The organism is Prauserella sp. PE36 (assembly GCF_003311655.1).
GTDB lineage: Bacteria > Actinomycetota > Actinomycetes > Mycobacteriales > Pseudonocardiaceae > Prauserella_A > Prauserella_A endophytica.
Genome location: NZ_QEQT01000048.1, coordinates 22,420 through 34,178, shown reverse-complemented (window position 1 = coordinate 34,178; position 11,759 = coordinate 22,420). Strand labels below are relative to the sequence as shown.

11 protein-coding genes are annotated in these 11,759 nt (G+C 71.7%); 10 read left to right on the top strand and 1 reads right to left on the bottom strand.

All coding sequences use genetic code 11. From position 1 onward, the window contains the following. Nucleotides 1-25: 25 nt before the first annotated feature. The 10 genes from DI005_RS38520 to DI005_RS09605 all read left to right on the top strand — a co-directional run bounded on the left by DI005_RS38520 (nt 26) and on the right by DI005_RS09605 (nt 10,311). Nucleotides 26-826, top strand: coding sequence for an alpha/beta fold hydrolase (locus tag DI005_RS38520; RefSeq protein ID WP_199542692.1), 801 nt, complete (start codon nt 26-28; stop codon nt 824-826). Next, nucleotides 823-1,539: an SDR family NAD(P)-dependent oxidoreductase gene (locus DI005_RS09645; protein WP_112270177.1), complete on the top strand. Its 717-nt coding sequence runs from the start codon at nt 823-825 to the stop codon at nt 1,537-1,539. Before DI005_RS38520 ends, DI005_RS09645 begins: the two co-directional genes overlap by 4 nt. Nucleotides 1,540-1,656: 117 nt before the next feature. Beyond that, nucleotides 1,657-2,082 carry a nuclear transport factor 2 family protein gene (locus DI005_RS09640; protein WP_113641906.1) on the top strand — a complete coding sequence of 142 codons (426 nt, stop codon included), beginning with the start codon at nt 1,657-1,659 and terminating at the stop codon, nt 2,080-2,082. A gap of 37 nt (nt 2,083-2,119) precedes the next feature. After that, the gene (locus DI005_RS09635) at nt 2,120-3,205 is read left to right on the top strand and encodes an LLM class flavin-dependent oxidoreductase (RefSeq protein ID WP_113641905.1); all 1,086 of its coding nucleotides are present in this window, start codon (nt 2,120-2,122) and stop codon (nt 3,203-3,205) included. 61 nt (nt 3,206-3,266) lie between these two features. Then, nucleotides 3,267-3,770: a flavin reductase family protein gene (locus tag DI005_RS09630; protein ID WP_113641904.1), complete on the top strand. Its 504-nt coding sequence runs from the start codon at nt 3,267-3,269 to the stop codon at nt 3,768-3,770. Continuing rightward, entirely contained in the window at nt 3,764-5,062 is a 1,299-nt protein-coding gene (locus DI005_RS09625; protein ID WP_199542691.1) for a bifunctional 3,4-dihydroxy-2-butanone-4-phosphate synthase/GTP cyclohydrolase II, read from the top strand. Before DI005_RS09630 ends, DI005_RS09625 begins: the two co-directional genes overlap by 7 nt. Before the next feature lie 41 nt (nt 5,063-5,103). Then, complete coding sequence (locus DI005_RS09620; RefSeq protein WP_113641902.1) at nt 5,104-6,960, top strand: GAF domain-containing protein; 1,857 nt, start codon at nt 5,104-5,106, stop codon at nt 6,958-6,960. Between the two features lie 108 nt (nt 6,961-7,068). Continuing rightward, nucleotides 7,069-7,830 (top strand): SDR family NAD(P)-dependent oxidoreductase, encoded by a 762-nt coding sequence (locus tag DI005_RS09615; protein ID WP_112270166.1) that lies wholly within the window; start codon nt 7,069-7,071, stop codon nt 7,828-7,830. A 368-nt stretch (nt 7,831-8,198) separates the two neighbouring features. After that, a complete protein-coding gene (locus DI005_RS09610) occupies nt 8,199-9,386 on the top strand; it encodes an NAD(P)/FAD-dependent oxidoreductase (protein ID WP_113641901.1) in 1,188 nt (395 codons plus the stop codon). Between the two features lie 28 nt (nt 9,387-9,414). Beyond that, entirely contained in the window at nt 9,415-10,311 is an 897-nt protein-coding gene (locus tag DI005_RS09605) for an RNA polymerase sigma-70 factor (protein ID WP_113641900.1), read from the top strand. Nucleotides 10,312-10,421: 110 nt separating this feature from the next. Here DI005_RS09605 and DI005_RS09600 read toward each other — a convergent pair whose 3' ends face one another. Next, the gene (locus DI005_RS09600; RefSeq protein WP_113641899.1) at nt 10,422-11,678 is read right to left on the bottom strand and encodes a hypothetical protein; all 1,257 of its coding nucleotides are present in this window, start codon (nt 11,676-11,678) and stop codon (nt 10,422-10,424) included. Between the last annotated feature and the right edge of the window lie 81 nt (nt 11,679-11,759).

Sequence of the window (11,759 nt, the reverse complement as noted above, 5' to 3'; positions counted from 1 at the left end):
GCCCGAGAGAGAGAAAGGCGGAACCATGGCACATCTAGAGGTCGAGGGAAGCAGGCGGATCTACTTCGAGCACCACCACGGCTCTGGTCGTCCGGTCGTGCTGGTGCACGGCTGGGGAGCCAACGCCCGTTGCTGGGACACCGTCGCGCCCGCGCTGCGGGCCAACGGCAACGAGGTGGTGCTGCTGGACCTGCGCACGTGCGGCCGCTCCGACAACGACTTCGAGGACGTCTCGATCAGCGCGCTGGGCGCCGACGTCGCGCTGCTCTGCGAGCGGCTCGGACTGCGCCGGCCGGTCGTCAACGGCTGGTCGCTCGGCGGAGCGGTCGCCGTCGACGCCGTCAGCAGGCTCGGCGGCAACGCGGGCGGGCTGGTGCTGTCGGGCGGCGCGACGCCGCGCTACACCTCGGCGCCGGACTGGCCGCACGGCGGGTCGCTCGACGACGTGCGCGGCGTGCTCGACGGGCTCGCCGCCGACCGCGCCACCACCCTCAAGGGCGTCGCCGACGCGGTCTGCGCGGCACCGGTCAGCGCCGAGGTGGTCAACTGGCTGTGGGGCATGTTCCTGGAGATGGGGCCCCGCGGCGACCACTCGCTGTGGGATCTGGCCGGAATGGACCAGCGCGAGAAGCTGGCGGGTGTGGACGTCCCCGTGCTTTCCCTGCACGGCACGGACGACGCGTTCGTGCCGTTCTCCGGCGGCGAGGCCGCGATGGACCTGTGCCGCGACGCGAAGCTCGTCGCGTTCCCGGGCTGCGGGCACGCGCCGTTCCTGGAGGACCGCGACACCTACCTCGCCGAGCTCACCGGGTTCCTCGGCCGATGAGCACGTGGCTGGTGACGGGCGGCTCCCGCGGCATCGGCCGGGCCGTGGTCGAGCGCGCCGCCGCGGCGGGAGCGGACGTCGCGACGTTCTCCCGCTCCCCCGCCGCCGACCGGGCGGGCCTGCCGGAGCGGTTGCTCGAGGTGAAGACGGACGTGACCGATCCCGAGTCCATCCGCCGCGGTATCGAGACCGTGCGGGAGCAGTTCGGCGGGATCGATGTGGTGGTCAACAGCGCCGGGGTGCACCGGGGTGGCCGGATCGACGGGATCGACCGGGCGGCCTGGGACGAGGTGCTCGCCACCAATCTGACCGGCGCCTTCGAGGTGTGCCGTGCCGTGACCCCGGTGCTGCGCGCGGGCGCGGCCGTGGTCAACGTGGGCGCGGTGGTGGGGCTGCGCGGCTTCCCCGGCGACGTCGCCTACGGCTCGGCCAAGGCGGGGCTGAGCGGGCTCACGCAGGTGCTGGCCGTGGAACTCGCCCCTCGCGGCATCCGGGTGAACCTCGTCGTGCCCGGTTTCGTGGACACCGACATGACCGCGGGCCTCAGCGAGCGGGCGCGGCAGCGCGTGGTCGACACCATCCCGTTCGGACGGACGGGAACGGCGCGGGAGATCGCCGAGGTGATCGTTGCGGTGGCCGGCTCCACCTACATGACCGGCGCGACGGTGCCCGTGGACGGCGGCCTGCTCGCCACGTTCGGGGGAGGCAGGTGATGCGGCGTTGTGCCGACCTCCAACGCCCGCCCGGATCGGCTGTTCGCCGGGCCGGAAACCCTGGCTAGCGTCCACAACAGAGTCCAAGGCCCACCGTTCAATGAGGAGCGACCGCTGATGACGACCGGCACTGGCACCAAGACCGTCGAGGAGCTCAACAAGGACACCGTCGCCTCGTTCATGGAGGTCTTCTCCACGGGCGACGTCGACGGGATCCTGTCCTTCCTCTCCGAGTCCGCCACGTGGTGGGTGGCGGGCGACCTGGACGGCATCTCCGGAACCAAGAGCAAGCGGGAGTTCGGGGAGATGCTGTCGGGGATCTCCGCGTCGACCGTCACCGGCGCCATCCGGCTCACTCCACTGGCCTGGACAGCCGAGGGTGACCGGGTCGCCGTCGAGACCGAGTCCTATTCGGAGCTGAAGAACGGCCGGGTCTACAACAACCTCTACCACTTCGTGTTCGAGGTGCGCGACGGGAAGATCCAGAGCGTCAAGGAGTTCCTGGACACCGAGCACACCCGCGCGATCTTCCTGGCGCCCTGAACGCGACGCCGAACACTCACGACAGAAAGGATTTCCCATGGACGTCGGCATGCTGCTGGTCTTCCAGAACTGGTTCGAGAACGTCAGCGACGAGGAGGTCTTCACACGCGAGCTGAAGATGGGCGTGCTCGCCGAGCAGTACGGCTTCGACTCGGTGTGGTCGGCGGAGCACCACTTCGACGACTACTCGATGTGTCCGGACAACCTTCAGATCATGGCCTACATCGCCGGCCAGACCTCGCGGATCAAACTCGGCACGGGTGCGGTGATCCTGCCGTGGAACGACCCGCTGCGCGTGGTGGAGAAGGTCGTGATGCTCGACCACATGTCGAACGGCCGCGTGCTGTTCGGCATGGGCCGGGGCCTCGCGAAGATGGAGTACGAGGGCTTCCGCGTGGACATGAACGAGTCGCGCGGCCGGTTCGACGAGGCCGCCGCGATGATCATCCGCGGGCTGCGGGACGGCTACGTGGAGAACGAAGGGCCGTTCTACCCACAGCCGAGGGTGAACGTCCGGCCCGGCGGGAGCCGCTCGTGGGACGGCAGGCTGTTCGGTGTCGCGATGTCGCCGGACTCGATCCCGGCGGTCGCCGATCTGGGCGCGCAGATGATGACGTTCATGCAGTACGACTTCCCCACGCACGTCGAGGCGCTGGAGCGCTGGCGTGGCCTGCACCGGGAGAAGCACGGCACCGAGCCGGGACCGGCGCTGATCCAGGACTTCGTGTACTGCCACGAGGACCCCGAGGAGGCGAAGCGCGTCGCGCACGAGCACATCTCGCGGTACTTCCTCTCCGTGATCAAGCACTACGACTTCGCGGGCTCCCACTGGCGGGAGACCAAGGGATACGAGGCCTACCAGGTCGGGGCGGACATGATCCGGGAGGCCGGCATGGAGGCCGCGGCGAGCGCCTACGTCGACGCCAACGTGTGGGGCACCCCGGAGCAGATCGTGGAGAGGTACGCCGAGCGCGCCGAGATCGGCGGGAACTTCATGGCCAACGCCGCGTTCTGCTTCGGCGGCCTGCCACTCGACAAGGCCGAGGCGAGCATGAAGCTGTTCGGCGAGAAGGTCGTGCCCGAGCTGCACAAGATCAAGGCCCGCACCCCCGCCGGAGTGTGAACTCCCGCCGTGGCCCCGGACCGGTCCGGGGCCACGGCGCTCGACGACGCTGGAGTCGCAGATGGAGACCGTGAGCTCGCCCTCGCTGACGGACGACTTTCGCGAGGTGATGTCCGGGGTGTGCACCCCGGTCGCCGTGGTGACCACAATGGACGGCGATCGTCCACACGGCACCACCGTGAGCGCGTTCGCCTCGCTGTCGCTGGAGCCCCCGATGGTGCTGGCCGCCCTCGACCGGCGCTCGGAGCTGCTGGCGCTGGTGCGCGCGCGGGGCCGGTTCGGGCTGAACGTGCTCGCGAGCGGTCAGCAGGCACTGGCGACCCGGTTCGCACGCAAGGGAGCCGACAAGTTCCAGGGCGTGCCGTGGCGGACCGAGCACGGGCTGCCCCGGTTGCCGGGCGTGGCCGGCTGGCTCGCCTGCCGGGTGCACCAGCTCGTCAGCGGCGGCGATCACGTGATCGCGCTTGGCCTCGTGGACGCCGCGCAACGGCTGGCAGTCTCGCCGCTGACCTACCACGCGCGTGGCTTCGGCACGCACCTTCCCGTGACGGGTGAGCGATGCTGACGCCCGGGACACCCGAAGTGCCGGTCTCGCCCGGCGAGGCCGTGCAGCACGCCGTCGCCGCGCTCGCCCAGGGCCGGATGATCGTGGTGCTCGACGACGCCGACCGGGAGGACGAGGGCGATCTGGTCGCGGCGGCGGCGTCGATGACCCCGGAGCGGATGGCCTTCCTCGTGCGGCACAGCACGGGCATCGTGTGCGCGCCGATGACCGGAGAGCGGGCCGACGCCCTGCGCCTGCCGCAGATGGTCGCCGACAACACCGACCTGCACGCCACGGCGTTCACGGTGAGCGTCGACCACGCGCACACCGGCACGGGCGTGTCCGCGCACGACCGCGCCACGACGGTCCGCGCGCTGGCCGACCCCGCGACGCACGCGGGCGACCTGCGCAGGCCCGGCCACATCTTCCCGCTGCGGGCGCGCGAGGGTGGAGTGCTCGTGCGGGCCGGGCACACCGAGGCGGCCGTCGACCTGGTGGGACTGGCCGGGGCCGGGGACGTCGGCGTGATCGGCGAACTCGTGACCGACGACGGTTCGATGCTGCGCGGCGCGGCGCTCACCGCGTTCGCCGAGCGCCACGACCTGCCGATGCTGCGCATCGCCGACCTCGTCCGTTACCGCAGGGCTACGGAACGGCTGGTGGAGCCGGTCGCGAACGCCGCGATGCCCACCGAGTTCGGCGACTTCCGCGCCGTGGCCTACCGCTCGACGCTCGACGGCACGGAGCACCTGGCGCTGGTGCTCGGCGACGTGGCCACCGCGGGCCGCACCGAGGCGGGCGCGCTGGTGCGCGTGCACAGCGAGTGCCTCACCGGCGACATCCTCGGCTCCCTGCGCTGCGACTGCGGCGCCCAGCTCGAACAGGCCCTGCGGGCGGTGGCCGACGAGGGCTGCGGCGTGGTGGTCTACCTGCGCGGGCACGAGGGCCGCGGCATCGGGCTCGCGCACAAGATCCGCGCGTACGCCCTGCAGGAACAGGGCCTCGACACGGTGGACGCCAACCTCGCGCAGGGCCTGCCCGTCGACTCGCGCAGCTACGGCATCGGCGCCCAGATCCTCACCGACCTCGGGATTCGCAGGCTGCGGCTCATCACGAACAACCCCGCCAAGTACGGCGGCCTCGACGGGCACGGGCTCGACATCGTCGGGCGCGTCCGGCTGCCGGTGTCCCCGACCCCGCACAACGTTCGCTACCTGCGGACCAAGCGCGAGCGGATGGGCCACGAGCTGGCCGAACCGGGGCGCACCGCCCGCTGGGGGCATGGACGTCAGGCGCACGGTAAGGCACAGTGACCTCCAGCTTTGCCCGCACTCAATGGTGAAGGCGGTTCTCGATGCGCGAAACGACCGCGAACGCCGTCGCGCCGCGGCTGCGGGCGGTGCACGCGTCCCGCTCCGCGGCGTCCCACCGCGAACGCGAGGTCATCGCCGCCTTCAGCGAGATCACCACCGAGGCCATCACCACCACGCGGCTGGAGGACCTGCTCGGGCTGCTCGGCAAGCAGCTGTGCCACCTGCTCGGCGTCACCCGCTGTTCGGTGTACCTGCGCCACGAGGACGACCGGTTCCGCGGCGCCGCGGGCTACTGCGAGCACGAGGGCGACATCTCGGCCGCCGTGCAGACCCAGGAGGCCGGGATCAGGGGCGACCGGTTCAGCCGCGAGGTGATCGAGACGGCCGCCCCTGTGCTGATCGACGACGTGCGCAGGGACCCGCGCCCGCACCGCCGCACGATGGAGCACTGGCGGGTCCGGGCCATGCTGGGTGTGCCGCTCGTGTTCGACGGCAAGGTCATCGGCCTGATCTTCGTGGACAACGTCGAGCAGGAGCACGTCTACACCGACGAGGACGTGGCGCTCGCCGAGCTGTTCGCCCGGCTCGGCGCGCTGTTCCTGCGCCAGGCGATGCTCAACGCGCACCTCAAGCGCAAGGCCGCCGAGGTGGTGCGGCAGAAGAACATGCTCGCCCACCTCGCGGACGTGCACCAGAAACTCACCAACGCGGTGCTCGACGGCGCCAGCATCCAGACCGTGGTGACGCTGCTCGGCGAGCTGTCGGCCAAGCCCGTGGTGCTCTACAACGAGGACTTCCAGGTGCTGGCCTGGTCGGCGCCGCCGGGTCTCAAGATGACCGAGCCGCCGGTGCTCGCGCCCCGCGTGCGGGAGCTGCCGTCGGTGCGCGGGACGCTCGCCGGGCTCAGCGCGAGCTGCCCGTCGGCCGTGGTGCCCAGAACGCTGGCCGTGGGGCTCGGCCGCAGGCACCTCATGTGCCGGCTCGTGATCGAGGGCCAGCCCAGCGGCTACGTCGGGATCGTGGAGGTCGGCCGCAGCCTGGAGCACCGGGACAGCAAGCTGGCCGAGCACGGCGCCACGGTGCTCTCGCTGCAGATCCTCTCCGAGCGCAGGCAGGCCGAGGCCGAGGGTCAGGCCCGCGAGGACTACCTGTCCGATCTACTGCACAACACGCGCGACGCCGAACAGCTGGTGCGGCGCAGCCCGCAGTTCGGCATCGACCTCACGCGGCCCCACGTGCTCGTGCGGTTCTCCCTGGGCAAGGCCGACCAGCACGTGAGCGTGTCGGCGGGCCGCAGGCTGGTGATCCAGCAGCTCGCCGCGGCTCTCGGCGAGTCCGATCCCGCCGCGGTGAGCCTGCCCGGCGCGGTGATCGCACTGGTGCCGCTGTCTCGCGACCGGGCGGTGCCGGAGTCGCTGCGGGACACCATCGCCGGCGTGCGCGAGACGCTGTCGCCGGTGCTGAACATTCACACCGCCGTGATCTCCGCCGTGTGCCGCGCTCCCGAGGACTTCCCCATGGCGCACAAGGAACTGCGCGAGGTGGAGGAGCTCGCGCGGTCGTTCGACTGGGGCGGCGGGGTGCTCACGGCCGACGAGCTCGGGCTGTTCCGCGTGGTCGCGGCGAGCGGCCGTGTCAAGGAGGCCGTGCACTTCGCCCACGGGTTCATCGGCCCGCTGCGCGCCGAGGACGACGGCACGTTGCTCGACACCTGGCGCGCCTTCGTCCGGGCCGAGGGCAAGGTGCAGGCCACGGCCACGGAGCTGGGCGTGCACGAGAACACGATCCGCTACCGGCTCGGCAAGATCCGCAAGCTCGTGCAGCGGGACCCCGCGACGCTCGACGGCCTGCTGCAGGCCCGGCTCGCGTTCCAGATCCTGGATCTCGCCGGCTGGTGAGCCGTTGTGGCGGCCGACAACGGGCCGCCGGACGATCCCTGTACGGCCGACACTCCACGGGATTGACTCGGGGCAGCACTGCACGGCAACCCCGCACGGAGGTCGAAGATGCCCCTCGCCAGCACCGTCACCGGCACCGCCATCGTCACCGGAGCCGCACAGGGAATCGGCCGCGCCACCGCCGAACGGCTCGCCGCGGACGGCGCCCACGTGGCCTGCGCCGACATCCAGGACACCGCGAGCACCGTCAAGAGCATCGAGGCGGCGGGCGGTTCGGCCGAGCCGGTGTCGCTGGACATCCGCTCCGCGCGGGACTGGACCTCCGCCGTCGAAGGGCTGCTCGAGCGGCACGGGCGCATCGACTATCTCGCCAACGTCGCCGGCGTGGTGAACATGATCAGCGAGGACACGGTCACCGGGCTCACGGAGGAGGCGTGGGACCACGTCATCGACACCGATCTCAAGGGACCGTGGCTGGGCATGCGCGCGGTGATCCCCGGGATGATCGACAACGGCGGCGGGCGGATCGTGAACATCTCCTCGCTGGCCGCGCTGCGCGGCCTGCCGAACCTGGCGTCCTACAGCGCCGCCAAGGGCGGTGTCGCCGCGCTCACCCGGCAGGCCGCCTTCGAGTACGCCGACCGCAACATCCTCGTCAACGCCATCGCACCAGGCACGATCGACACCCCCATCCTGGGCGACATCACGCCGGAGATGAAGCAGGCCAACGCGAACTCGCACCTCATCCGGCGGCTCGGCCGCCCCGAGGAGATCGCCTCGATGGTCGCCTACTTCTTCCGGGAGGGCTCCTTCCTGACGGGGCTGACCTACGCGGTGGACGGCGGCTGGTCGGCGAAGGGCAACTTCTAGCCCTCCCGCCGGGTGCGGGGGCACGGCATACGAGCGCCCATCGCGAGTCGCGGCGGGCCGGCCGCCCTCGCCTACCGGGTCTCGCGGAAGGTCCGCCCTGCGGAGGCCCACGGGACGACGCCTTCGAGACGGCGGACCACGCCGAGCGGTTCGCCGCGGAGATCCCGCAGGCCACACTGGCGCGCGTCCCGGAAGCCGGCCACATCCCCACGGCGAGCGCCCGGCCTGCTCGGCCGGGCGCTCACCGAGTTCTCACCCTGGCTGCCGACATCCCACGTCGGCTTCTGTAGTGATCTGTCCCACGGGCTGTTACAGCCAGCGGTCGCCCGGTGTCCTGAGGTCGAACGCCCACGAGCGAAGGAGACACCATGGCTGAGAACACCGAGGTCGTCGTGATCGGCGGCGGGTACGCCGGCGTCATGGCGGCCAACCGGCTGACGCGGCGCGACGACGTGACCGTGACCCTGGTCAACCCGCGCCCGAGCTTCGTCCACCGGATCCGCCTGCACCAGCTGGTGGGCGGTTCGCACGACGCGATCGTCGACTACCGGGAGATCCTGGCCGAGCGCGTCCGACTGGTCGTCGACACCGCGACCCGGATCGACCCGGCCCGGCGCGCGGTGACGTTGGCGAGCGGCGAGGGCGTCGCCTACGACTACCTGGTCTACGCGCTGGGCAGTGGCAGCGCCGGGCCCCGCGTCTCCGGCGCGACCGAGTTCGCCTATCCGGTCGCCACCCTGGAGGAGGCGCGGCGGCTGCGGTCGGTCCTCGAGGCCGCGCCCGCCACCGCCCCGGTGACCGTGGTCGGAGCCGGTGCGACGGGCATCGAGGTCGCCGCCGAGCTGGCGGAGGAGGGCCGCGCCGTGACCCTCGTCTGCGGCGGGGTGCTCGGTCCGTACCTGCACCCACGAGGCCGGCGCTCGGTCGCCAGGCAGCTGGCCAGGCTCGGGGTGACCGTGCTCGACGGCCCCGGCGCGGAGGTCACGGCCGTGACCCGCGACGCCGTGCGGCTCGGCGACGGCCGCGAGCTTCCTAGCGAGGTGACCATCTGGACCGCCGGGTTCGGCGTGCCGGACCTGGCCGCCCGCAGCGGGCTCAGCACCGACGCCATGGGGCGTCTGCTCACCGATGAGACGTTGACGAGCGTGGACGACGCGCACATCGTCGCCGCCGGAGACTCGGCGGCCCCATCGGGCCTGCCGCTGCGCATGAGCTGCCAGTCCGCGACTCCGCTGGGCGCGCACGCCGCGGACACGGTGCTCGACCGGATCGCCGGAGCGAAACCTGCGACCATCGACCTGGGGTTCTTCGGCCAGTGCATCGGCGTGGGCAGCCGCGCCGCCACCGTGCAGCTCGCCGCCGGCGACGACACCGTGAAGGGGTTCTACCTCGGCGGCCGCCTTGCCGCGAAGATCAAGGCGCGGGCTATGCGGGATCTGGTCCACCGGCTGGCGGACGAGGGCCGCGAGCCCGGCTCGTACACCTGGAAGTTCAAGGACGCCAAGCGTCGGGAGCGGCTCCAGGCCATGCGCGACGAGGCGCCGGCCGCCCGCTGAACGACCCGTGAAGGAGAGGCGGTCGACGTTGAGCGATCACGCCACCGACCCGGCGACGGACGCCTTCGTCGCCCACCGCAACCTGCTCTTCACCGTCGCATACGAGATGCTCGGCTCGGCGGCCGACGCGGAGGACATCCTCCAGGAGACCTGGCTGCGGTGGGTCAAAGTGGACCTGGAGCAGGTACGCGACCAGCGCGCGTACCTGGTCCGGATCACCACCCGGCAGTCGCTCAACCGACTCCGCACCATGACCCGCCGCAAGGAGGCGTACGTCGGCCCCTGGCTGCCCGAACCGCTGCTCACCACACCGGACGTGGCCGAGGACGTCGAGCTCGCCGAGAGCGTGTCGATGGCGATGATGCTCGTCCTCGAGACGCTGTCGCCCACCGAGCGCGCCGTCTTCGTGCTGCGCGAGGCCTTCGAGATCAGCTACGAGGACATCGCGGCCGCCGTGGACAAGAGCCCCGCGGCCGTCCGCCAGATCGCCTACCGCGCCCGCCGGCACGTCGACGCCCGCCGTCCTCGCCAGGTGGTCTCCCCGCACGAGGCCCGGGAGGTGCTGGAGTCGGTCCGGCGCGCACTCGAGACCAGGGACGTACAGAGCCTCCTCGACGTGCTCGCCCCCGATGTCGTGCTGGTGAGCGACGGCGGCGGCGTCAAGCAGGCCGCGCTGCGGCCCGTGGTCGGCGCCGACAAGCTGGTTCGCTTCATGGTCGGCAGCCTCGGCAAGGCCGAAGGCACGATCACCGGTGAGTCCACCGTGGTCAACGGCAACCCGGCACTCGTTCTGCGCCTGGGCGGCGAGCTCGACGGGGTCATGGCGGTCCGGATCGAGGACGGCCGCATCACCGGCGCGTACTACGTCCGCAACCCGGAGAAGCTGACCCGCGTCGCGTGCGAGACCCCGCTGACCCTCCGATGAGCCGGGAGCTGACGCACTGGTGTTCTGAACAACCCCGCCCGTGGCGAGCGGCGATCCGGAGGGCTGGTGTACCTGCGGGCAACGCGGCGAGGCGCCGCCTGCGCGTCGCGCTAGTCCGTGGTGGAGACGTCCAGCACGGCGGCGGTGTCGGTGGAGGCCACGACGTCGAAGACCACCGTCGCCCCGGCCGCTCCGAACTGCGCCGTTCCCGGTCCTGTCAGGCGGATCAGGCCGCTGCCGCTCGCCAGCCACACCGTGCCGTCGCTCACGGCGATCGTGAAGACGTTGCCCCGCACGGTGACGTCCTTCGGCTCGGAGACCTCAATCTGGCACGTGCCGCCCTGGCACACGGCGAAGTCCGTCCCGTTCTCCGCCTTCGGGAGCGTGGCGGTGGTCGCCGGGGTCGGCGGCTCATCGTCGCAGTGCGGTGCCAGGTGGTAGGCGTCGGCGAGTGCGGGGTGCCTGCGTGCCAGGTCCGGCAGCTCCCTGGCCTTCGGCTCGAGCGCCGACACGGTGGCGGCCGCCTGGCTCGCCCGCTCCCGCAGCTGTCCGAGCGGGACGTCGTGGAGATCGAGTGCCGAGGTCTGCCGCGGCAGCCGGGACGCGGCGTCGCGCAGCGCGCCGACCAGCTCGTCGCGGTAGGCGTCGACCTCGGCGACGCGGGTCTCCTCCAGCCCCGCCAGTGGGTCCACAATGGACGCTACCTGGCTATGAACCGACGTGAGGTAAGACGACAGCTCCATGTCCTCGAACTGCGCGAACCTCGGGTGCTTGAGCAGCTCGTCGCCCGCCGCCGGCAGCGTCTCGATCGACGACACGCCCTCGCACATCGTGTCCGCCCACGTCACCAGCGCGCGCGTCGCGCGGGTGGCCGACTCCGGCGGGCGCTTCAGCGGCGCGCACCGCGGGGCGAGGTGGTAGGACGGCCCGAGGGCCCGCGTGCGTCCGGCGAGCCTGCTGAGCGCGGGCTTCTGCTTCCCGACCTCGTCGACGAGCGCGGTGATCCGTGCCGCGTCGACCTGCTGCCCCTCCTCGCCGGTCGGCAGCTGGTCCCGTAGCCGCTCGAGGGCCTTCACCAGGCCGCCGACGTAGCTGTCGGCCTGCTTGATCCCGGACGGCCGGAGCACGTCCAGGGTCTCCAGCGCGGCGACCACGTCGGTGGTCACCGCCGAGGCGTAGTACCCGGAGTCGGCGTGCGACCGGAGGCCGTCGACGAGCTTCACGCTGGTGCACACCGTGTCCGCCCACGCGACGAGCTCCTTGCTCGGCGCGGGGAGCTCCGGGAGGGCCGATGGCTGTCCGCCGGTCGAGCAGCCGGCGACGAGAAGCAGGCCGGCTGCGAGCACGACGGCCGGGCGAGTGCGCATGAGGGGTCCTTTCCGAGTTCCTGCTCCGGTGAAGTTAACGACTTCTGCCAGACGAGAAGCGCGTTCTGACACCAAGCGGCC